This is a genomic window from Baekduia sp. (assembly GCF_035996765.1).
Classification (GTDB): Bacteria; Actinomycetota; Thermoleophilia; order Solirubrobacterales; family Solirubrobacteraceae; genus Baekduia.
Genome location: NZ_DASYJG010000037.1, coordinates 1 through 22222 on the forward strand (window position 1 = coordinate 1; position 22222 = coordinate 22222).

At 71.2% G+C, this 22222-nt stretch carries 20 protein-coding genes; 13 read left to right on the top strand and 7 right to left on the bottom strand.

All coding sequences use genetic code 11. From position 1 onward, the window contains the following. On the top strand, positions 1–898 hold an 898-nt coding region (locus VGO10_RS08560; RefSeq protein WP_327467203.1), incomplete at its 5' end, for a hypothetical protein. 15 nt (positions 899–913) lie between these two features. Here the strand turns inward: VGO10_RS08560 and VGO10_RS08565 are convergent. Further along, complete coding sequence (locus tag VGO10_RS08565; protein WP_327467205.1) at positions 914–1669, bottom strand: methyltransferase domain-containing protein; 756 nt, start codon at positions 1667–1669, stop codon at positions 914–916. Positions 1670–1706: 37 nt separating this feature from the next. On the opposite strand from VGO10_RS08565, the gene rfbC reads away from it, so the two are divergent. Continuing rightward, a complete protein-coding gene (gene rfbC, locus VGO10_RS08570; RefSeq protein WP_327467207.1) occupies positions 1707–2282 on the top strand; it encodes a dTDP-4-dehydrorhamnose 3,5-epimerase in 576 nt (191 codons plus the stop codon). Next, positions 2279–2899 (top strand): SIS domain-containing protein, encoded by a 621-nt coding sequence (locus VGO10_RS08575; protein WP_327467209.1) that lies wholly within the window; start codon positions 2279–2281, stop codon positions 2897–2899. The genes rfbC and VGO10_RS08575 overlap by 4 nt, the downstream gene beginning before the upstream one ends. Positions 2900–2902: 3 nt before the next feature. Here VGO10_RS08575 and VGO10_RS08580 read toward each other — a convergent pair whose 3' ends face one another. Then, positions 2903–4135: an alginate O-acetyltransferase AlgX-related protein gene (locus VGO10_RS08580; RefSeq protein ID WP_327467211.1), complete on the bottom strand. Its 1233-nt coding sequence runs from the start codon at positions 4133–4135 to the stop codon at positions 2903–2905. Positions 4136–4172: 37 nt separating this feature from the next. Here VGO10_RS08580 and VGO10_RS08585 point away from each other — a divergent pair, with 37 nt between their 5' ends. The 8 genes from VGO10_RS08585 to VGO10_RS08620 are packed head-to-tail and all read left to right on the top strand — an operon-like array spanning position 4173 to position 13778. Beyond that, positions 4173–7286 (top strand): methyltransferase domain-containing protein, encoded by a 3114-nt coding sequence (locus VGO10_RS08585; protein ID WP_327467213.1) that lies wholly within the window; start codon positions 4173–4175, stop codon positions 7284–7286. Continuing rightward, complete coding sequence (locus VGO10_RS08590; RefSeq protein ID WP_327467215.1) at positions 7283–7867, top strand: HAD family hydrolase; 585 nt, start codon at positions 7283–7285, stop codon at positions 7865–7867. Before VGO10_RS08585 ends, VGO10_RS08590 begins: the two co-directional genes overlap by 4 nt. A 43-nt stretch (positions 7868–7910) precedes the next feature. After that, positions 7911–8621, top strand: coding sequence for a transaldolase (locus VGO10_RS08595; RefSeq protein WP_327467217.1), 711 nt, complete (start codon positions 7911–7913; stop codon positions 8619–8621). Between the two features lie 10 nt (positions 8622–8631). Continuing rightward, positions 8632–9606: an NAD-dependent epimerase/dehydratase family protein gene (locus VGO10_RS08600; protein WP_327467219.1), complete on the top strand. Its 975-nt coding sequence runs from the start codon at positions 8632–8634 to the stop codon at positions 9604–9606. Continuing rightward, the gene (locus VGO10_RS08605) at positions 9603–10589 is read left to right on the top strand and encodes a galactokinase (RefSeq protein WP_327467221.1); all 987 of its coding nucleotides are present in this window, start codon (positions 9603–9605) and stop codon (positions 10587–10589) included. The genes VGO10_RS08600 and VGO10_RS08605 overlap by 4 nt, the downstream gene beginning before the upstream one ends. After that, positions 10586–11596: a Gfo/Idh/MocA family oxidoreductase gene (locus tag VGO10_RS08610; RefSeq protein ID WP_327467223.1), complete on the top strand. Its 1011-nt coding sequence runs from the start codon at positions 10586–10588 to the stop codon at positions 11594–11596. Before VGO10_RS08605 ends, VGO10_RS08610 begins: the two co-directional genes overlap by 4 nt. Continuing rightward, positions 11593–12915, top strand: a complete 1323-nt coding sequence (locus VGO10_RS08615; protein ID WP_327467224.1) for a nucleotide sugar dehydrogenase — start codon at positions 11593–11595, stop codon at positions 12913–12915. Before VGO10_RS08610 ends, VGO10_RS08615 begins: the two co-directional genes overlap by 4 nt. Continuing rightward, entirely contained in the window at positions 12912–13778 is an 867-nt protein-coding gene (locus tag VGO10_RS08620; RefSeq protein WP_327467226.1) for an SDR family oxidoreductase, read from the top strand. Before VGO10_RS08615 ends, VGO10_RS08620 begins: the two co-directional genes overlap by 4 nt. On the opposite strand, the gene VGO10_RS08625 is transcribed toward VGO10_RS08620, so the two are convergent. Beyond that, entirely contained in the window at positions 13735–14478 is a 744-nt protein-coding gene (locus VGO10_RS08625) for a nucleotidyltransferase family protein (protein ID WP_327467228.1), read from the bottom strand. The two genes, VGO10_RS08620 and VGO10_RS08625, sit on opposite strands and share 44 nt — an antisense overlap. Beyond that, on the bottom strand, positions 14475–14978 hold the full coding sequence (locus VGO10_RS08630) for a GtrA family protein (protein ID WP_327467230.1): 504 nt from the start codon (positions 14976–14978) through the stop codon (positions 14475–14477). Before VGO10_RS08630 ends, VGO10_RS08625 begins: the two co-directional genes overlap by 4 nt. A gap of 68 nt (positions 14979–15046) precedes the next feature. Here VGO10_RS08630 and VGO10_RS08635 point away from each other — a divergent pair, with 68 nt between their 5' ends. Together VGO10_RS08635 and VGO10_RS08640 are read left to right on the top strand one after the other, a co-directional pair. Continuing rightward, positions 15047–15901 (top strand): class I SAM-dependent methyltransferase, encoded by an 855-nt coding sequence (locus tag VGO10_RS08635; RefSeq protein ID WP_327467232.1) that lies wholly within the window; start codon positions 15047–15049, stop codon positions 15899–15901. Further along, on the top strand, positions 15898–16890 hold the full coding sequence (locus VGO10_RS08640) for a glycosyltransferase family 2 protein (protein WP_327467234.1): 993 nt from the start codon (positions 15898–15900) through the stop codon (positions 16888–16890). Before VGO10_RS08635 ends, VGO10_RS08640 begins: the two co-directional genes overlap by 4 nt. A 6-nt stretch (positions 16891–16896) precedes the next feature. Here the strand turns inward: VGO10_RS08640 and VGO10_RS08645 are convergent, their stop codons facing one another. Genes VGO10_RS08645 through VGO10_RS08655 form a run of 3 tightly spaced genes read right to left on the bottom strand, consistent with a single transcriptional unit; the run spans position 16897 to position 22222 of the window. Beyond that, complete coding sequence (locus tag VGO10_RS08645) at positions 16897–19167, bottom strand: hypothetical protein (RefSeq protein ID WP_327467236.1); 2271 nt, start codon at positions 19165–19167, stop codon at positions 16897–16899. A gap of 54 nt (positions 19168–19221) precedes the next feature. Further along, a complete protein-coding gene (locus VGO10_RS08650) occupies positions 19222–20013 on the bottom strand; it encodes a class I SAM-dependent methyltransferase (RefSeq protein WP_327467238.1) in 792 nt (263 codons plus the stop codon). A gap of 28 nt (positions 20014–20041) precedes the next feature. Next, on the bottom strand, positions 20042–22222 hold the full coding sequence (locus VGO10_RS08655) for a glycosyltransferase (protein ID WP_327467240.1): 2181 nt from the start codon (positions 22220–22222) through the stop codon (positions 20042–20044).

Below are 22222 nucleotides of genomic sequence, written 5' to 3' on the forward strand. Positions count from 1 at the left end.
CTTCGCGCCGCACGTCCTCAGCAGGTCCGCGGGTGGGATCGTCCCGGCGCTGATCCCCTTCCGGGGTGCCGATGACGACGCCGACGAGCTGCGCGCCGCGCTCGCCGAGGCCGACCCGCACGTGATCGTCGTCTTCCGGCCCGAGGCGCTGCCGGTCGGCGCCATGGATGGCATCGACGTGCCGGTGCTCGGCGTCATCACCGAGCCGCTGCCGCGCGCCGACCGCAACCCGCACCCCAACTACGACTACAACCTGGCCGAGCTGCGGCGCCTGGATCGCGGCAACGTCGACCGCGTCGCATGCGTCGATCCCAACAGCTGGACGGCGGCAGCGGCGGTGGTGCCGATCTGGCGGGCGCTGCCGTTGCCGGTCGACGACCGCTTCTACCGCGCGCCCACGCCCTCGCGCCGGCCGCCGCGGATCGTCTTCATCGGGCATTCCACGATGCATCGCGAGGAGTCGCTGGTCAGCCTCAAGCACGAGTTCGACCTCCCGCACTACGCCCACGCGCTGATGGGCGACGAGCTGCGCGAGGTCCTGCACGGCGCCGACGTCGGCCTCAACGTGCACGGCGAGCAGTGGGTCCGTCTGTTCGAGCACAGCGTGCTGCTCCATCTCGCCGCGGGCCAGTTGGTGGTCACCGAGGTGCTCGAGCCCCTCTACGGGCTCGAGCCGGGCATCGACGTGCTGCAGGTCAGCGACCGCTATGAGTTGAACCTGCGCGTCCACCAGCTGATGCAGATGCCCGACATGCATGACCGGATCCGGATCCGCGGGCATCATAAGAGCCGCCAGTTCGCGGCCTCGAAGGTCTGGCCGCGGGTGATCGGCGACCTCTTCGCCGACGTGGCCGCCTTCGGCACCGAGCGGCAGGTCGGCGCCGCGACGGTCCGGTAGCCGCGGCCGCCGGCGCTAGCTTCGCTTCACCACCCGCGCCCAGATCACCATCTCGTAATCGGGGTCGTGCGGATCGAGCTGCGCGGGGTCGAGCTCGTCGGCCGGGATCCCGTACAGGAACGCCGCGCACGCGGCGACCGTGCCCTCGGCGCCGACCTCCACGTTCTCCGGACCGAGGCGCTCGCCGAGCAACCGGGCGATCGCCCGCCAGGTGAAGCGCCAGTGGTCGGGAAAGAGCTCACCGTCAGGCGCGGCCTGGTGGGAGATCCCGGGCACGGTGAGCAGCAGGACCCCGCCGGGCCTCAACGCCGCGCACGCGGTGTCCAAGGCGCCCGCGAAGTCGTAGGTGATGGAGATCGTCTGGGTGAGCACCACGCAGTCAAAGACGCCGGCCGGCACGCCGTCGCCGGTCTGCAGGTCGGCGCGGATGGTCGCCGCGGCGTTGTCGGGATCGAGGTCCACCACATCGGCTTGGGCCACGGCGTCGCCGCCGAAGCGCCGCGTGTAGGTCGCGTCGAGCACCTCGAGCGTGCGCCCGCGGACGTCGGCCGCGTGCCGCTCCAGGAAGCGCTCGATGTAGAAGCGGTCCACCGGCCGGCCGACGCGCAGCCCGTAGCGACGGTGGACCGGCGCGTCGGGCAGCGCCGGCCGCGCTTGGGCCTCGCGCACCGACCGCGGCGCCACCCGCGCCAGCGCCTCTTCGGCGCCACGCCACAACGCGGCGTAGGTCCGGCCGAGCAGGAAGCGGATCCGGCGCACGAGGGAGGCCATCGTCGGAGAACCCTATGTCGCCGCTAGGCTCCTCGCCGTGCCCTACGAGGTGATCGAGACACGGCTGGATGGCCCGCTGCTCCTGCAGCCCAAGGCGTTCGGCGATGACCGCGGCTTCTTCGTGGAGACCTACCGCCGCAACGACCTGATGGCGTTGGGCATCGAGGAGGAGATGGTCCAGGACAACCACTCGCGCTCGACGCGCGGCGTGGTCCGCGGACTGCACTTCACCGTCGGCCGCGGCGCCGGCAAGCTCGTGCGTTGCGCGCGCGGCCAGATCCACGACGTGCTCGTCGACATCCGCCGCGGCTCGCCCACTTACGGCGAGTGGGAGGGCTACGACCTCGACGACGAGACGCTGCGCATCCTCTACGCGCCGCCCGGCTTCGCGCACGGCTTCTGCGTGGTGTCGGAGATCGCCGACGTCGTCTACAAGCTCGACGCCTACTACGACCCCGCCACCGAGCGCGAGATCTCCTACAACGACCCCGCGCTTGAGGTGCGCTGGCCGGTCCCCACCGAAGAGCTCCAGGTCTCCCAGCGCGATCTTGACGCTCCGGCATTGGCTGCCATCGCCGACACGTTGCCCTTCGAGTACGTTCGGAAGCGATGAGCTACGCCGCCACCTACCTGGACGAGGTCGCCGAGATCGCCGCGAGCATCTCGCGCGAGGACATGGAGCGCATGGCCACCGGCATCGCCGCGATTCGCGAGCGCGGTGGGCGCCTGTTCATCATCGGGGTCGGCGGTGGCGCCGGCCACGCCTCGCATGCCGTCAACGACTTCCGCAAGATCGCCCACATCGAGAGCTACACGCCGTCCGACAACGTCAGCGAGCTCACCGCGCGGGTCAACGACGAGGGCTGGGACACCAGCTACAGCGCGTGGCTGAAGACGTCGCGGATCACCGCGAAGGACGGCATGCTCGTCTTCTCCGTCGGGGGCGGCTCGCGCGAGCACAACATCTCCATGAACCTCGTGCAGGCGATGGAGCTCGCCACCGAGGTCGGCGCGCCGATCTACGCGATCATCGGCAAGGCCGACGGTCATGCGGCACAGGCCGCCGAGGTCGCGATCGTCGTCGAGTGCGAGGCCGCCCGCCGCACCCCGCACGTCGAGAGCTTCCAGGCGATCCTCTGGCACCTCGTCGTCTCCCACCCGGCCGTCGAGGCCCAGCCGGGCAAGTGGGAAGAGGTCGAGGGCGTCGGCAGCGCGCCGGGCGCGGCCTAGGGCTCAGGCGGCGTCGTCGCGCGCCAGCGCCTTGGCCGCCAGCTCGTGGACGTCGACGCGCAGCTCCGGCGGGCGGATCACGAAGCGCTCGGCGCCCTGGCAGACCACCACGCCGGCGCCCACCGCGGCCGCGTAGTCCGGGTCCCATCCGAACGGGACCCAGACGAAGTGGACCTCGCGGAACGCCTGGGCCAGGAACCAGGCCAGCCCGTGGTACTTCGGGGAGGCAGACGCGTACGAGTCGCCGAAGATGACGGCGGTGCGCTCGTCGCCCGCATCGTCGTTGCGCAGGACCTGCCGCGTCCCGATGTGCGCACCAACCGCGCCGATCTCCTCGCGGTTGCTCTCGACCTCCCGCGCGTTGCCCCAGCCCAGAGGCATGGCGACCACCTCGACGACCGGCGTCGCGTAGCGCGATCCGAGGTCGCCGCTGACCGCATAGCGCTCGATCTCCTCCGGCGCAGCCGCGTACGCGATCCGAACGCCGATCGCCTCACCGACGACCGCAGCGAGCGCCGCATTGCCCGCGTGGGTCAGATGCGTGTCGGTGCGCAGGTAGGCGCCGCCCGGCACCGCGGCAAGCTCGACAACCGGGTACAAGAGCCCCAGATCCGGGCGTGCGGCCAGCACCGCCGCGGGCGCCGCCGAGGCCAACGGGAACGCCTCCGGGAACGCGTCGGCAAGGACCGGCAGCTTGTCCGGGACGATCAGGCCGACGAACGCCGCACCCAGCGCCTCGGCGCCCGCTCGCCGGACCGCCATCGCTTCGGCCCACTGCTCCTCAAACAGCGGCTCCGGCTGGATGTTCCCGCGGTATTGCTCGACGATCGCGTTGGTCCCGGCACCCAGGAAGACCCAGCCGCGGCGCCCGATGACCGCCACCCCGTCGGCTGACCAGCTGCCTGGCGGGTAGCCGAACGGCGCGAGCTCGTCGTTGTACACGTTGACGATTCGCTGCCGCTGCAGGGGGTCGACGGCCTCCTCCGCCGCCGCGGTGGCCAGGGCGACAATCCGCGCCTCGCGCTCCTCGCTGGCCGTCACGACCTCCAGCAGCGCCCGCAGGCTGGGCCCTCCGGCAAGCTGGAGCTCGATCTCCTCAGGCCGAGGAGAGCGGCCGAGGAACGCCTCGTAGAGCGCGTCGACGTCGTGTGCGTTCGCCGCGTCGGCTGGGGGCTCCTGCGCGGTCGAGACCGTCCCGCCCTTCGCTGGCGAGCGCAACGACCACGGAAACGGCATGGCCGGATCCTAAGGTGCCCGTCGATACGATCGCCTGGTGAACGTCTGCACCATCGTCGCCAAGAACTACCTCGCCCACGCGAGGGTCCTGGCACAGTCCCTGCGCGAGCAGCATCCGGACTCGGAGCTGACCGTCCTCGTCCTCGACGATCTCGAGGGGTACGTCGACCCCGCCCAGGAGCCCTACCGGCTCTGGGGCCCGAAGGACCTCGACTGCGAGCCGTTCGAGCAGATGGTGTCGGCATACAGCGTCATCGAGCTGTCGACGGCGGTCAAGCCCTGGCTGCTGCGCAAGCTGCTCACCGAACAGGATCACGCGGTGTACCTCGACCCGGACATCCGGGTCGTCTCGCCGCTGGACGAGATCCGCGAGCTCGCCATCGAGCACGGGATCGTCCTCACCCCGCACAACCTCACGCCGATCCCGCGCGACGGCCGCTACCCCTCAGAAGAGTCGATCCTGATCGCGGGCGCCTACAACCTGGGCTTCATCGGTCTGGGGCAATCCGAAGCCGCGACCGGGCTGCTGGACTGGTGGTCTGAGCGCCTCGAGACGGACTGCGTCGTCGACCCGGCCTCGGGCCGCTTTGTCGACCAGAAGTGGATCGACCTCGTCCCCGGCATCTGGCCCGAGACGCATCTCCTGCGCGATCCGGCCTACAACATCGCCTACTGGAACCTGCACGCGCGGACGCTGGAGGTCAACGGCGATGCACGCCATCCGAGGATCGACGGCCGGCCGGTGCGCTTCCTGCACTTCAGCGGCTACAACCCGGACCGCCCGGACGAGCTGTCCAAGCACCAGGACCGGATTCGCTTCAGCGAGCGGCCTGACGTCAAGGCGGTCTGCGATCTCTATGGCGAGGCGCTGCGCGAGCAGGGCTTCGCGGAGACCACAACGTGGCCCTACAGCCTCGCGCGCCGCGAGGCCGGGCACAGCGGCAGTGCTAGCGGCGTCGATGGCGTCAACGTCGTCGGCTACCTCAACGCCGAGCTCGGTGTGGGCGAGGTGGCGCGCCAGGCGATCGGCGCGCTCGATGCCGCGGGCATCCCGGTCGTACCGGTGGGCGTCGCGGCCGGCGTCGGGCGCGAGGAGCACGACTTCGAGCACGCCTCCCACGCCCACGGCCCGTTCGGCGCGAACCTGATCTGCGTCAACGCCGACATGCTGCCGACCGTCGCGGGCCAGCTCGGCCCCGAGTTCTTCGAGGACCGCCGGACGATCGGCTGGTGGTGGTGGGAGTCCGACGCGCTGCCCGAGCAGTGGCATGGCTCGTTCGACCTGGTCGACGAGGTGTGGGCGGGCAGCCGCTTCGTGGCCGAGACGCTGGCGAAGGTCTCGCCGGTGCCGGTCGCGCACATCCCGACACCGGTGACGATGCGCCCGGGCGTGGCTCCCGACCGCGCTGCCGTCGGCCTGCCCGATGGCTTCGTGTTCCTCTTCGCGTTTGACTACAACAGCGTCGTCGCGCGCAAGAACCCGACGGGCGTGATCGAGGCCTACCGACGCGCGTTTCCCGAGCCACGCGACGGCGTGTCGTTGGTCATCAAGTCGATCAACGGCGAGCGCCATCCGGCGGCTGTCGCAGAGCTGCAGGCCGCGGCTGGCGGACGCGCCGACATCCTGCTGCGCGACGAGTTCCTGAACCCGGAGCTGCGCGACGTGCTGGTCGCCAGCTGCGACTGCTACGTCTCCCTGCATCGCTCTGAGGGCTTCGGCTTCACGCTCGCCGAGGCGATGCTGCTCGGCAAGCCGGTGGTCGGCACCGGCTACTCCGGATCGGGCGACTACCTGTCCGACGACACCGGCTTCGTCGTCCGCCATGACCTCGTCGAGATCGGCGAGGGCGCCGCGCCCTACCCGGCCGACGGGCGCTGGGCCGAGCCCGACCTCGATCACGCCGCCGAGTTGCTTCGCCGCGTCGTGGACCACCCCGACGAGGCCGCGGCGCGTGCCGCGCGTGGCCGGACGTTCATCCTGGAGCACCACTCCGCGGCCGCCGCGGGCCGCGCGATGTCGCAGCGGCTGGCCCGGTTGGCGCCATCGGCAGACGCCGCCGTGCTCGACCCGCCGATGTTCAACGAGGCCCAAGAGGCCCGCACCGAGACCCTCCATGCCATCGAGGCGCCCGTCGCGCCGCCGGTGTCGAGCCTCGGCAGCTTGCTTCAGCGGCTGACGCGCAGGCTCCTGCGACGGAGCGCTGAACGTCAGGAATCGATCAACCACGCGCTCTGGTGGTCGATCGAGAGCCAGGCGGCGGCGACGCTGCAGGCCTTCGAGAACCACTCCCAGCGACTCGGCCAGCTGGAGGCCCACGCCACGGCCACCCGCCTGGCCGACGGCCGGCGCTCGGCCGAGCTGCGGATGCTGGGCAACGAGCTGGGAGCGGTTCGCCGGCACCTCACCGACGTCGCCAGCGACCTCCATCCAGCGGTCGACCTCGTCCACGCCGCGGCGGCCGAGCCCTACATGGACGGGACGCCGTTCACCCGCTTTGAGGCCGACGACGTCGGCCGCGTCATGGGCTTCCACGACGACGGTCGCGATGCTGCGGGCGACGCCGGCTATCACGCCTTCGAGGATGTCTTCCGCGGATCGGAGGCGATGATCCGGGAGCGCCAGCAGCGCTACCTCCCGCTCTTGGCCGACCACGGCCCGGTTCTCGACGCAGGCTGCGGGCGTGGCGAGTTCCTCGACCTCCTGCGCGACGCATCGATCGAAGCTCGCGGCGTCGACCTCAACCCCGAGCTCGTGGCCTACTGCCAGAGCAAGGGCCACGACGTCGTCGAAGCAGACGCCGTCACGGTCCTCACCGGGCTCGATGCCGGCTCGCTCGGCGCGATCGTCTCGATGCAGGTGGTCGAGCACGTGCCCGAGGACGACCTGCGGCGGATGCTCATCGCCGCCCATCGCGCACTAGCACCCGGCGGGCGGCTGATCCTCGAGACCGTGAACCCGCACTCGGCCTGGGCGCTGAAGGCGTTCTGGGTCGACCTGAGCCACCAGCACCCGATCTTCCCAGAGGTCCTCCTGCAGCTCTGCCGCCAGGCGGGGTTCGGGGAGGGCTACGCGTTCGCGCCCTATGGCCAGGGCGACTGGGATGCCGATCGCACCCACAGCGGTGAGTACGCGGTCGTCATGACGCGATGAGCGGCGCCAGTACCCGCGCGGTCTTCCTGGACCGCGACGGGGTCCTCAACGATCCCGTGTTCGACCCTGCCGACGGGCGGTGCGAATCACCGCTGCATGCCGCCGACGTCGTTCTGGCGGACGGGGCGGTCGAGGGATGTCGTCTGTTACAGAACGCCGGGTTCTTCCTCATCGTGGTCTCCAACCAGCCGGGCGCCGCCAAAGGCAAGACGACGCTCGACGAGCTCTGGGCGATCCACGAGCGCGTGGTCGCGCTGCTTGCCGAGCACGACATCCTCATCGAGGAGTGGCGCTACTGCCACCACCATCCAGAGGCGACGGTCGCCGAGCTGCGCGGCCCCTGCGATTGCCGCAAGCCGGCGCCGGGCATGCTCTTGGATGCGGCCACCGCGAGGGGGATCGACCTGCCCGCGAGCTGGATGGTCGGCGACAGCGACGGCGATATCGAGGCGGGCCGGCGCGCGGGATGTCGGACGGTGCTGATCGAGCATCCGGGCTCGGCACATAGGCGCATTGGCATCCCTCGACCCGATGCGGTCGTGCGAAACCTCTACGCTGGCGCAACGTTCATCACTGCGTGATGGCGCGCGTCAGTCTCCGACAGGTCAGCTAGGTTCCAAGGACATGCTTGATCGCATCTCGACCAAGATCTTCGCCGACGGCGCCGACCTCGACGGCATCCTCCGGCTGGCCGAGGACCCCATGATCAAGGGGTTCACGACCAACCCCACGTTGATGTGGAAGGCCGGCCTGACGGACTACGCGGACTTCGCCCAGCGGCTGCTGGAGCAGATCCGCGACAAGCCGATCTCCTTCGAGGTCTTCGCCGACGACGAGGCAGAGATGCGGCGCCAGGCCAAGCAGCTGGCGGCGTGGGGTCCGAACGTGTACGTGAAGATCCCGGTCACGACGACGAGCGGCGTCTCGATGGCGCCGCTCGTGCGCGAGCTCTCAGAAGACGGCGTCCAGGTCAACGTGACCGCGCTCTTCACGACCGCGCAGGTCGAGCTGATCACCGCGGCCGTCGCCGACGGCGCGCCATCGTGCATCTCGGTCTTCGCCGGACGCATCGCCGACGCCGGCGTCGACCCGCTCCCGATCATGCAGCGGTCGATCGACATCATGACGGCGGCACCGAGGTCCGAGCTCATCTGGGCCAGCCCGCGCGAGGTGCTCAACCTGGTGCAGGCCGACCAGGTCGGGTGCCACATCATCACGATGACGCACGACCTGCTGCCCAAGGTCAAGAGCCTGGGCAAGGACCTCGACCAGTTCTCGCTGGAGACGGTGCAGATGTTCCACCGCGACGCTGCGGCAGCCGGCTTCACGCTGTAGAACCTCCTCCATGGAGCGCGTTCTCATCACCGGCGGCGCCGGGTTCATCGGCAGCACCGTCGCCGATCGGCTGCTCGATGACGGCATCCAGGTCGCCATCCTCGACGACTTCCGCACGGGGCGGCGCGAGTTCATCGCCGGTGCGCTGGAGCGCGGCGCCGACCTGTTCGAGGGCGACATCCTGGACCGCGACCTGCTCGCCGGCGCCGTCGCCGGCTGCGACACGGTCTTCCACCTGCAGGCCAACGCCGACGTGCGCCACGGCCTCGACCACCCCCAGCGCGATCTGCACCAGAACACGATCGCGACCTCGAATGTCCTCGAGGCCATGCGCGCGGTGGGCGCCAAGCGCATCTGCTTCTCCTCGACCGGCTCGGTCTACGGCGAGCCTGAGGTCTTCCCGACGCCCGAGGGCGCGCCGTTTCCGGTGCAGACCTCGCTGTATGCCGCCTCGAAGGTCGCCGGCGAAGGGCTGATCGGCGCCTACGCGCACGGCTACGGGTTCACGGGGATCATCTTCCGCTTCGTGTCGCTGCTGGGCGAGCGCTACACCCACGGCCACGTCATCGACTTCTACCGCGCGCTCAAGCGCGACCCGTCACACCTCTATGTCCTCGGCGACGGGCGCCAGGAGAAGAGCTACCTCTACGTGCAGGACTGCGTCGAGGCGATGCTCACTGCCGCGGCCCACCACGGCGACGAGCCCGGTGCCCACGTCTACAATCTCGGCACGGACGCCACGGTGGTGGTCGATGACTCGATCGCGATCATCACCGACCGCATGGGCGTGACGCCTGCGATCGAGAAGGAGGGCGGCACGCGCGGCTGGGCCGGCGACTCGCCGCTCATCCACCTCGACACCACCAAGATCCGCTCGCTGGGCTGGTCGCCCACCCTCACTATCCCCGAGGCGATCGAGCGGACCCTCGACTGGTTCGAGACCGAGCCCGCCATCGTCCTAGACCAGGAGCCAACGACCTCGTGAGCGTCATCTTCTCCCGCGCACCGCTGCGTATCTCGCTCGGCGGCGGCGGTACCGATCTGCCGTCCTACTACGGCGAGCACGGCGGCTACCTGATCAGCGGCGCGATCGACAAGTACGTGTACATGCTCACGCACACGGTCTTTCAGAAGCGCTACCGCCTGAAGTACTCAGAGACCGAAGAGGTCGACATCCCCGGGGAGATCAAGCACCCCATCTTCCGTGAGACGATTCGCCGCCACTGGCAAGGCAACCCCTTGGAGATCGCGGTCGTCGCCGACGTGCCCGCCGGTACGGGCATGGGCTCCTCCGGCGCGTTCACCGTCTGCCTGATCAAGGCGCTGTCGCTGGCCAACCGCCAGTCGATCACGGCCGGCGCCCTGGCCGAGGCCGCCTGCGAGATCGAGCTCGACATCCTCAACGAGCCGGTCGGCAAGCAGGACCAATACGTGTCGGCCCACGGCGGGATCTGCGCCTACACTTTTCACCCCGACGGCTCGGTCGACGTCGAATCGCTGCAGATCGAGGATGCCACGCACCGTCGACTGCGCAACAACCTGCTGCTCTTCTACACGGGCGAGGCGCGCTCGGCCTCGGCGATCCTGGCCGACCAGGTGTCACGCACCGAAGGCAGCGACCAGGAGATGGTGGAGAACCTCCATCGCACCAAGGAGATGGGCGTGCGCAGCCGCAGCCTGCTGGAGTGCGGCGACCTGGAGGCCTACGCCGAGCTCATGCACGAGCATTGGGAGAACAAGCGCAAGCGCTCCCCGGGCATGACCGGTGAGCACATCGACCGGCTTTACACGCTGGCGCGGCGCTCGGGCTGCCTGGGCGGCAAGCTGGTCGGCGCGGGCGGCGGCGGGTTCTTGTTGGTCTACGCCCAGCGTCCCGAGGACACCCGCCAGGCGATGGCCGCCGCAGGCGCGTCCGAGCTGCCCTTCGACTTCGAGTTCCAGGGCGCGATGGGCAACGAATCGACGTGAGCCTGCAGGTCGGGATCATCGGCTGCGGCCTCATGGGCCGCAAGCGGTCCGCGGCCCTCGGCGAGGACCGTGTCGTCGGGGCCTACGACCTGCGCCCCGAGGCCGCCGAGGGACTCGTCGCGGAGTTCGGCGGCACAGCCTGCGCCACGTTGGATGAGCTGCTCGCGCTGAGCCCCGACGTCGTCATCGTCGCCACCAGCCACGACCAGATCGCGCCCTGCGCGGTCGCCGCGCTGCAAGCCGGCGCGCACGTGCTGGTCGAGAAGCCCGCCGGCATCGGTGTTGCTGACGTCGACCGCATCGCCGCCGCCGCACAGGCCGCCGGCAGGATCGCCAAGGTCGGCTTCAACCACCGCTTCCACCCCGCCATCTCGCAGGCGATCGAGACCGCCCGCAGCGGGCGCTTCGGCGACGTGCTGTTCCTGCGCGGCCGCTACGGCCACGGCGGCCGGCCCGGCTACGACCAGGAGTGGCGCGCCGATCCGAAGACCGGCGGCGGCGGGGAGATGACCGACCAGGGCATGCACCTGCTCGACCTCTCGCACTGGCTGCTGGGCGAGCTGCCTCTGCATTCGGCGCTGCTGCGCACGAGCTTCTGGGACATGCCGGTCGAAGACAACGCCGCGATCCTGCTCGGCGTTCCCGGCGACCACCGCGCGCCATGGGCGACGTTGCACGTCACGTGGACCGAGTGGACCAACCTCTTCTCGCTGGAGATCACCTGCCGGACGGGCAAGCTCGTGGTCGACGGCCTCCAGGGCTCCTACGGTCCGCAGAAGCTGAGCATCTTCACGATGGACCCCGTGAAGATGGGCAAGCCGGAGGCCGAGATCATCGCCTTTGACCCGGTCGACGTGTCGTGGGGCCTTGAGTGGGATTCGGTGCGCGCGGCGATCGCCTCCGGGGCGCCGGTGCCCGAGGATCTCGCCTCGGTCCGCTACTGCTGGGACCTGATCGAGCAGGCCTACGCGGCCAACGGCTACCCGACGCCGGGCGGTGAAACGTGAAGCTCTGCGTTGCCGGGCTTTGGCATCTCGGGACCGTGACGGCTGCGTGCCTCGCCGGCGCGGGTCACGAGGTCACGGCGTTCGACCCCGACGCCGACGTCGTCGCCGACCTGAGCGCCGGCAAGCCGCCGCTCTTCGAGCCTGGCTTGGAGGAGCTCGTCGGCGCGGGCCTGGCCTCAGGCGCGCTGCGCGTGACCGGCGATCCGGCCGCCGCGGTGCGCGGCGCCGAGCTGCTCTGGGTCACCTACGACACGCCCGTCGACGCCGACGACGTCGCCGATGTCGACCTCGTCGTCGGCCATGTCCTCGCGCTGCTGCCCTATCTGGAGCCGCGTGCGACCGTGCTGGTCTCCTCGCAGCTGCCGGTCGGCAGCGTCGCGCGCCTGGAGGCCGCGGCGACGGCGGACGGCCTCGACCTCTCCTTCGGCTGCTCGCCGGAGAACCTGCGCCTCGGCAAGGCCATCGAGGTCTTCACCGAGCCCGACCGCGTCATCGTCGGCGTTCGCGACGAACGCGCCCGCGAGGCCGTTGGGCGCGTGCTGGCGCCGATCACCGAGAACATCGAATGGATGGGCGTCGAGTCCGCCGAGATGGCCAAGCACGCGCTCAACGCGTTCTTGGCGACGTCGGTGACCTTCATCAACGAGATCGCCTCGGTCTGCGAGCGCGTCGGCGCCGATGCTGGCGACGTCTCCCGCGCGCTGAAGACCGAGCAGCGCATCGGCCCGAAGGCCTACCTCGGTCCGGGCGGCGCCTTTGCCGGCGGCACGTTGGCGCGCGACATCCGGGCGCTGACCGGCATCGGCGACGCCGAGGCGCTCACGACGCCGCTGCTGCACGGCGTGTGGGACAGCAACACGGCCCACCGCGGCTGGCCGCGGCGCACGCTGGTCGGTCTCCTCGCGCCGGACGCGACTGCCGCCGACGCCGCGCCGCTCACCGGTCGCACGATCGCGGTGTGGGGCCTGACCTACAAGCCCGGAACCGACACGCTGCGCCGCTCTTCTGCGGTCGAGCTCTGCCGCGATCTCGCCGCCGCCGGCGCGGCGGTCCGCGCGCACGACCCAGCGGTGACCGCCCTGCCCGACGATCTGACCGAGGTGATGGACTTGCTCGACGATCCCTTCACGGCCGCGGCCGGCGCCGACGCGCTCGTCGTCGCCACCGAGTGGCCCGAGTACCGCGCGCTGGAGCCCGAGCAGATCATCGGCGCGCTCGGCACCGGCGCGCTTGTCGTCGACGCGAACGGCTTCCTGGCCGGGACGCTGCTGGCCGATGAGCGCGTGCGTTACGCCTCGGTCGGGCGGCGGCCCTCATGACCGGCGCGCTGGCCGGCCGCACGGCGCTGATCACCGGCGCCAGCCAGGGGCTGGGCTTGGAGATCGCGCGCTCCTACCTGCGCGAGGGCGCACGCATCGTCATCTGCGCGCGCTCCGAGGAGACGCTGCGCGCCGCCGAGGACGAACTGGCCGGCCTCGGCGAGGTCCACGGCCGGCCCGCCGACGTCGCCTCCCCGGAGGAGGTCGAGGGGCTGGTCGCCTTCGCGGTCGAGCGTCTCGGTGGCCTCGACGTCCTGGTCAACAACGCCGGCGTCTACGGGCCCAAGGGCGCGATCGACGACGTCGACTGGGCCGCGTGGGCCAAGGCGATCGAGATCAACCTGATGGGGTCGGTCCTCCCCGCGCGCTTTGCACTGCCGCACCTGCGTGCGGCCGAGCGCGGCAAGGTCGTCCAGCTCTCCGGTGGCGGCGCCACCAACCCGCTGCCGTTCCTGTCGGCCTACGCCGCTTCCAAGGCCGCCGTCGTGCGCTTCGTCGAGACGCTCGCCGGCGAGGTCGCCGACGACGGCATCGACGTCAACGCGATCGCGCCCGGCGCGTTGAACACGCGGATGCTCGACGAGGTCCTCGAGGCCGGCCCCGAGGCCGTCGGTGAAGCCTTCTACGCCAAGGCGCTGCAGCAGCGCGACAGCGGCGGCACCTCCCTGGAGCGCGGCGCCGCGCTCTCGGTCTACCTCGGCTCGCGCAAGAGCGACGGGATCACCGGCCGGCTGCTCAGCGCCGTGTGGGATCCGTGGGAGGACTTGGAGCGTCACACCGACGAGCTCGACGGCACCGACATCTACACCTTGCGGCGCATCATCCCGGCTGAGCGCGGCCAGGAGTGGGGCGAGCGGGAGTAGCGCGCAGGAACGCATCGGTCTCCGCCAGCGCCTCCGGCGTGCCGATCTCATAGAAGCGCTCGGTCGCCTCGTAGGCAGCCAGGCGGCCCGTGCGGGCGAGCTCGTGGTAGGCGCCGGCGAGGTCCGGCTCGTCGGGCCCGGCTGCGTCGAGCGCTTCCGCGCTGAGAACGCCCAAGCCGTAGTCGATCCACTTCATCGCGGGCGTTGGCACGCGCTTGTCGTAGGCCTCGATGCGCGTGCCGTCGTCGCTGAGCAGGACGTTGCTGACGTCCCAGCGGCCCTCGTTGCGCAGCACGGTCATGAGCGCCGGAAGCCCCGAGGCGACAAAGGTGGCCTGCACCGCCGTGTAGTCGATCCGAAGGTACGTATCTCCGTAGAGCACCAGGAACGCGTCGCCGAGCTGATCCAAAGCACCGCGGATCGCGCCGGCCGTCCCACGCAGGTCTGGACCGTCATAGGCATAGCCCAACTCCAAGCCCTCGTCGGCGCCGTCGCCCAGCGCGGCCTCGATGCGCTCGCCCAGGTACCCGACGCACAAGACGACGCGCCGGGCGCCGTGCGCCTTGAGCAGCCGCAGCTGGTGGCGCAGGAACGGCGCGCCGGCGACCTCCAGCAGCGGCTTGGGCGTGTCGGCCACGACCTGGCCGAGACGGGTGCCCAGGCCGCCGGCCAGGATGCAGACGGGCAGCAGCGGTGTCATGCGCCCGATCCCGTGCTGCCGTGGAAGACGACGAGGCGCAACACGATGAACGTGATCACCGCGGCGATCAGCGCGGTCGCGACGTAGACGACCTGCTCGTCGAGGCCCAGCACGTCCGGCAGCACCGCCGTCGCCAGCGCCGTCAGCGCGTACTGCGCTGCGCCGATCTGGACATAGCGGAGGAACTGCGCCTGGCGCGAGAGCGCGAACGCGTCGCTGTGGGCGAAGACGAACCAGCGCTGCATGCTGTAGTTGAACAGCACCGAGATCACGTAGGAGACCGGGATCGCGATCTGGATCGGGACGCCCAGCGGGCCGGACAGCAGCAGCCCCAACCCCAGGTAGACAACGGCGACCGTCCCGCCCGACAGGACGAAGCGCAGCGCCTGGTGGTGTCCGGCCGAGGACGTGCGCAGATGGCGTGCGCGGTGCGCCCAACCCACCGGCGACCGGCCTTCGTGGAGGCCGTCAGGGCTCACGACGAGCATGCCGGTTGTCATGGGGCGAGGGGCGCATGTGCGCACGAGAGCGTACCGGTAGCCGTTTGGTTCCCTAACCTTCGCCGGACGTGCCGACCATCACCGAACTGCTCCGCGATCCCCCGGCCGACATCCCGTCGGGGGCGGGCTTCACGGCGTACGCCGAGGGGCTCGACGTCAACTGGTCCGACGAGCTCGAGGCGCTGCACCGCGAGGCCAGCCGCGACCACTTCCTCGACGTCTGGACCCGCCGCGCGCTGCTCGACGCGGCCCTCCCCGCGCTGACCTCCGACGGCGTCATCGTCGACGCCGGGTGCTCGTCGGGCTACCTGCTGGAGGATCTGCGCCGCGAGCGTCCCGACGCTCGCCTCGTCGGCGTCGACCTCGTCGCCGCCGGCCTGCGCCGCGCCCACGAGCTCGTCCCCGAGGCGCAGCTGCTGTTGGCCGACGTCTGCGACCTGCCGCTGCAGGACGCCACGGTCGACGCGGTCGTCTCGGCCAACCTGCTCGAGCACGTGCCCGACGACGTCGGCGCGCTGCGCGAGTTCGCGCGCGTCCTGCGCCCCGGCGGCCGCGCTGCGGTCATCGTCCCCGCCGGCCCGTCGACCTATGACTACTACGACCGCTTCCTCGGCCACGAGCGCCGCTACGCGCGCGGGGAGATGGCGGCCAAGGGGCGCGACGCCGGGCTGCGCGTGGTCGCCGACCACCACATCGGCTCGTTCCTCTATCCCGCCTTCTGGGCTGTCAAGCAGCGCAACCGCCGCCGCCACCCCAACCCGTCCGAGCAGGAGATGCAGCAGCTCGTCGAGCGCGACATCGCGCGGACGACCGACTCACGCCTCGGAGCCGCCACCACGACGCTGGAGCGCAAGCTGATCGAGCGCGGCATCGGCCTGCCGTTCGGCATCCGCTCGTTCGTCGTGCTGGAGCGCGCGGCATGAGCCTGCTGTCGATCGTCGTCCCGATCTTCAACGAGGAGGACAACGTCGGGCCGTTCTACGACCGCATGTCCGACGTCCTCGAGCGCACGGGCTGCGACTGGGAGATCATCTTCGCCGAGGATCCGAGCACCGACGCGACCAAGGAGCGCGTGCTCGCGCTGCGCGACGCCGACCCCCGGGTCAAGCTGCTGCGGTTCTCGCGGCGCTTCGGCCAGCCGGCGGCGACGCTCGCCGGTCTCGCAGCCGCCACGGGCGACGCCGTCGTGGTCATCGACGTCGACCTGCAGGATCCGCCCGAGCTGGTCGAGTCGATGGTCAAGTGCTGGCGCGAGGGCTACGACGTGGTCTACGCCCAGCGCCGCACGCGCGAGGGCGAGACGCTGGCCAAGCGCATCGTCTCGGCGGTCGGCTACCGCGTCATCAACCGCATCGCCGAGGTCAACATCCCGGCCAACACGGGTGACTTCCGGCTCATGAGCCGGCGCGTGGTTGACGAGGTCGTAGCCCTCAACGAGGCCCACGGCTTCCTGCGCGGCCTCGTCGCGCTGGTCGGCTTCAACCAGACTGCCCTGCTCTACGACCGCGACCCGCGCGCGGCCGGGACCAGCAAGTACAACAAGTTCCTCGGGTCGCTGACCATCGGGATGAACGGCATCATCTCGTTCAGCCGCTACCCGCTGCAGCTCATCTCCTTTGGCGGCATGCTGCTCTCGCTCGCCGCGTTCCTGCTGGCGATCGGCTACGCCGTGGCCAAGATCGTCGGCGTCGGGTTCCCGACCGGCAACCCGACGATCGTGATCATCGTCTCGCTGTTCAGCGGCATCCAGCTGCTCTCGCTGGGGATCATGGGCGAGTACGTCGGGCGCATCTACGACGAGGTCAAACAGCGGCCCAGGTTCATCCTGGACTCGGCGCACGGCATCGACGCCCACGCGCCGCACGAGGCGTCGGTCGAGGTCGCGCAGCGCTACGGCATCGACGCCGACTGAGCGGGCTCAGGTCGATGGCCGGCAGGACCGGCTGCTGACCGCCATCTCGGTCAGCTTCGCGCCGGTCGGCGGGGAAACGACCGCGTACGCGTTCTTCGGCGGCGGCCCCGCGGTGTTGGGCAGCGTGAAGTAGAGGTCGGCCCGGCGGACGGGCGGCGGGCCGTCGACCGGCAGGCAGGCGACGATCTCCCCGCCGGTCTGCTTGCTCGTCACCGCCGCGGGATCGATCTTGACCGGGACCGTCGCCTGCAGGCGCACCTTGAGCCAGACACGCTTGACGGGGCCGCCGATGACCCAGAAGTGCACAGCCTGCCCGGTGACGACCCACGCCGTTCCGGGATCCTCCTGCCAGGCTTGACGGGCCACGAGCCCGTCGGTGACCGTGACGTCCAAGTCGCCGGTGCGCTGCTCCAGCGCCACGGGGCCCGAGCGTTTGATCGTGCGGCGGGTCGGCACCACGATGTCGGGGAACCGCGTCAAGATGTACTTGTAGTCGGGCCGGAACTCGAGCCCGATCGGACGTGGGCCGCCGAGGTAGATCAGGCCGCGGCCACTGTCGGTCTCGGCCGCGATCGACACCGGGGCGTCGGTCACCTCGTTGACGCGGTTGTAGGCCAGCGGCTCGACCATCGGCGCGAGGTAGGTCATCCCGAACCCCTCGATTTGCACCGGACCCTGCTGGTCGGGCAACTGCTTCAACACCGTGTTGATCTGCTCGTCGAAGACGTAGCTCGACCACTGCAGCCGCAACGCCGAGTGCCGCGCCATCGAGCCCACAGCGACGACGGTGATCAGCGCGATCGGCAGCGCGGCAACGGCAACCCGGCCGCCCCGCGAGCGCATCGCGGCCAGCCCGATGCCAAAGAGCGCCATCGCCAGGGGCGCGATCACCAGCAGACTGCGTTGCGCGCAGTAGCTGCAGTCATCGGACGTCGCCGTGCGGTTGGCGAACAGGACAGCGGCGACGATCACGGCCAGCGCGCCGAGCGCGACCGGACGGCGCCTGAGCCCGTAGGCGATCGCCGCCACGATCAGCAGCGGTACCGCGAGGCTGACCAGCAGCTGCGAGAGCGGCTGGCCGTCCAGGTGCGGCAGGAAGTACAGCTCCCGCGTCTGCAGCAGCCAGCTCGGGACGATCGCCGGCGGCAGGTCGTAGGGCGGCAGGCCGGCGTAGCTCTGCTTGCCTTGGAGGATCAGCTTCCAGTACCGGACGTTGCGCTCGAACGCGACGGGCGTCAGCACCGCGGCGATGGCCAGGGCGCCGAGCAGCATCCCGGTGGCCTTGGCCGCCGCGGCGGTCGACCACCCGTGGCGGCGGACCCAGCCGACGCCGAGGACAGCGAGGACGATCGCGCCGCCGACGACCAGCGGCGGCACGTAGAGCGGGTAGAGCGTCTGGAGCCCCGCGGCCATGAGGCCGAAGGCCAGCAGGTCCCAGAAACGCCGGTAGCGCAGGGCCCACCACCCCGCCAGCAGTGCCGGGAGTACCAGCTGGATCCCGGCGATCGCCCCCTCGCTGCCCTCGAGGTAGAGCGTCCGGAAGAACGGTCCCGCAAACAGCGCGCCGGCCAGGACCGCCGCCCACGACCGTGTCGCGGTGACCTGCCGCACGACCGCCCACGCCGCGAGCGCGCCGATGAGGATCAGGCAGATGAGGAACGCGCTGTGCGTGTCGGTCGCGTGCAGGCCGAGCAGCTCGTTCATGTGCGCCGCGACCGCGTCGAAGCCGATCTGCTGGTATCCGCCCGCCGCCCCGGACCACATCTGGATCGTCAGGTCGCGCCACGGCGCGTGCTCGAGCTTGGCCGCGTGGATCGACTCACGCTGAGCGCCGTCGATCTGGGCGACGTACCCGGACGCGTCGGCGATCCGGTACCCCCCGGCCGGCCCGGTCGAGTGCAGGATCGCCATCGGCAGGCTCAGCGCGATCAACACCACGGCGACCAGCACGACGAGCTGCGCGAGCTCCCGCCGCGGGATGCTCAGCGGCCGGCGCTCGGGCGCGTCCGGCGCGGCGCGACGGGCCAGGATGAACGCCATCGCAAGCGACACCACCATCATCCCGACCAGCAGCGGCCAGCCACGGTGGGCGGGCACGCGCCACAGCGTGGTGACCAGCACGCAGACCGCGATCGCCAGCCCGTAGGCCGGCGCCAGCGCCAGGCGGGTGGCGCGGTCCACCGAGCGGTGCAGCAGCGCGACGGGGCCGAGTCCGATGATCCCGAGCACCGCCAGCAGGGCGAGCTCGCGGGCGAGCAGGGCGATCCAGGCGTCCATCAAGGTCGGCGACGCTATCAAGGGCACCGGAGCGGCAAGCCGCCGCCGAGGCGCCTACAGCTTCTGCAAGATCCCCAGCCCGCAGCCGTCGCGGTAGGTGAGATCGGCCGAGACGTCCGGCTCGCCGACGCGGCGGTTGAGGTTCATATAGGACACGTCCTTGCGACGCGGCAGCCAGTCATCCAGCGCCTTCTGCACGCCGCCCTTGCCGTTCTGATCCCAGCTGCACGCGTAGGTGCTGGTGTCGTGCAGCAGCATCAGCGTCTGCGGTTCCATTGCCGGCACCCAGAGGTCGAGCTCGCGCAGCGTGTGGGCGTACTGGTGTGAGGAGTCCAACAGGATGAGCTGGGGCATGCGCCCGCTGAAGGTCGCGACGGTGTCGACCAGCGCCTGCTCGGCGGCGGAGTCCGACAGCATCAGCAACACGGTCTCCGACAGCCCGGCCCGATCGATCCACTCCTGCGAGAACGCGGTCGCCGCCGGGTCGACGTCGATGGAGATGAGCTGACCGCCTTGACCCATGTGGCGCAGCCAGAAGCCCATCAGCAATCCGGAGTAGCCGTAGTAGCCGCCAAGCTGGACGATGCGGCTGAGGCCGCCGCCCGTGATCAGCCCTTGGAGCATGCTCATCGCCGGGACGTTGATCTCGCCGATCGAGTCGGCCGCGAGCGTCGCCGCGTACCAGTCGTCCATCAGCTGCCACTCGTCGTCGGTCAGCACCTGGTAAATCGCCGGCACGTAGTCGGTGCCGTCGAGGTGGTGCCACCAGAAGCGCCCGTGGGGATCGCCGGCGAAGCGACGTGAGCGCTCGCCGGAGGCGGTGGTCTGAGAGGGTCCGGAAGTCATCCCGAAGGATCGTAGTGCCGCCGGCGCGCTACCGATCGCCGGTCGGCTTGGAGGCCGCGCCGCGCAGCCTGCCGGCGGCGCGGGCCGCGAGGCTCGGGCGGTCGGGCAGTGAGCCCAGGAGGCGGTCGCGACCGCCGGGCTCGCCGAGGATCCCGCCGAGGCGCAGCGCCAGCCCCTCGTCGAGCAGCGGCTGGTCCGGCCGGACCAGCCGCCAGGCGCCGTCCTGGATCCCGTCGCGGGCCGACCAGTAGTCATGCTCGGCGCGCGCGAGGTCGTCGGCCAGGCGCGCGGTCGCCGGCGCGGGCAGGCGGACGGCGGCACGGTAGGCGTCGACCAGCGCCGCGCCGGTCGCGTTCCAGGTCAGCGGCGCCGCGGCCTCGCGCAGCCCGTCCACCAGCGCGTCGCGCGCTGCGCCGGGCGTCAGCACGCCGATCGCGCGCGCCGCGCTGGCCGCGGCGTCCCACGGCTCCAGCAACGCGAGCGCCGGCGCCAGCGTGTCGCGCAGCGCCGAGACCGGCGCGGCGAGGCACGGCGTCCCCGCCGCGGCGGCTTCGAACGGGATCAGGCCGAAGCCCTCGTAGGTGCTCGGGTAGACGACCGCGGCCGCGGCGCGCAGCAGCCAGGCCTTCTCGGGCTCGCTCACCGCGCCGACCGCGTGGACGTGACGCGCGTGCTCGGGATAGCCGAGCAGCCACGCCGCGTCGTCACCGCTGCCCGAGCCGTGCAGCACCTCGGCGCCGGCGATCACGAGGTCGCCGTCCCAGCCGTGCTCGGCCCGCAGCGCGCCCAGCAGCTCCAGCGCGAAGCGCACGTTCTTGTGGCGGTAGCGGTTGCCGAGGACGAGCAGGAACGGGCGCTCGCCGTCGATCGCCAGGCCCGCCGGTGGGGCGGCGGCCGGCGCGAGCGCAAGGTGCTCGTTGCGCGCGCCGAGCGCGACGACGCGCGCGCGTTCGGGCGTGACGAGATCGTCGGCGAGCGCGTCGGCGGCGGCCGTCTGGGAGAAGAACAGGACCATCGCGGCGAGCCCGAGCGCGTCACGCGTCGCCTGCCGGTAGTCGCGCCAGCGCGTAGCGCTGGCGAAGACCGAGGGCGTGCGGTAGCCGATGAGGTCCTGGTTGGTGACGACCGTGCGCTCGCCGAGGCGGTCGAGCTCGGCCATCTCCTGGGCGGACTCGACCTGCCACGGCCGGTGGACGACGTGCGTGCGCCCCAGCTGCTCCCAGGGCGTCGCCGCGTCAACCGTCTCGATCGCCCCGCCGATCCCACGCAGCGCCGTGGCCGCCTCGTCGCCGACGCGCGCGGGCAGCAGCGCCCGGACGTGGACGTCGTCGCGCGCGGCCAGCGCGCCGATCAACTCGACGAGGTGGATGGTCGTCCCGGTGACACCGCCGGCCAGCGGCCGCGCGTCGAGGGTGACGCGCAGCGGCTCGAGGACCACCGATGCCGCCAGCAGCGCCCGTGCCAGCCGCGAGTGGCGGTCGTCGGCCGCCTCGGCGATCGCCGCGGCCTGGCCGGGATCGCGCTCGGCGGCCGGCGCCGCGCCATCACCACGGTGCCCGACGTAGACCTCATCGGCGACGACATGGGCCAGGCCTGCCGCCGTCGCCCGGGCACAGAAGTCCGCCAGCGCCTCACGCGGCGCGAGCGCCACATCGAAGCCGCCCACCAAAGCCCGCGCCGGCGCAGCCACCAGCGCGAGGTGCGCCAGCGCCGTCGGCGTGCGCGGATGCAGCCCCAGCGACGCCTCGCGGACGCGCGCCGCCGCATCGACCACCGTCAGCTCGGGCGGCAGCAGCGGCCACGCGAGGTTGCGTCGCGGAGCGCTCAAGAACGCTGCGCTGTTGCTCAGCGGCGTGACCGTCGCGGCATCGGGCTCGGCGGCTGCTACCGCGAGCAGGTCCTCCAAGAACGACGGTCCGACCTCGGTCGGACCGTCGACGAGCACGAGCGCGGCGGCCGGGAACCGCTCGGCCGCCGCGTTCCAGCCGGCGACGACGTCCTCCCCGAGCGCGACGAACCCACGCTCCCCGCACAACTCCTCGACGGCACGCAGACCATCGGCCGCACCGGCCGCCAGCAGCGGCACCTCCGCCGGCAGCGCCGGCAGCAGCGCGAGCAGGCAGCGGGCGACGGCATCACGGTCACTCACCGCCAGCACGACGGCGACCGCGACATCGGGACGGTCCGGCAGATCAGCGGGCTGTGCCAC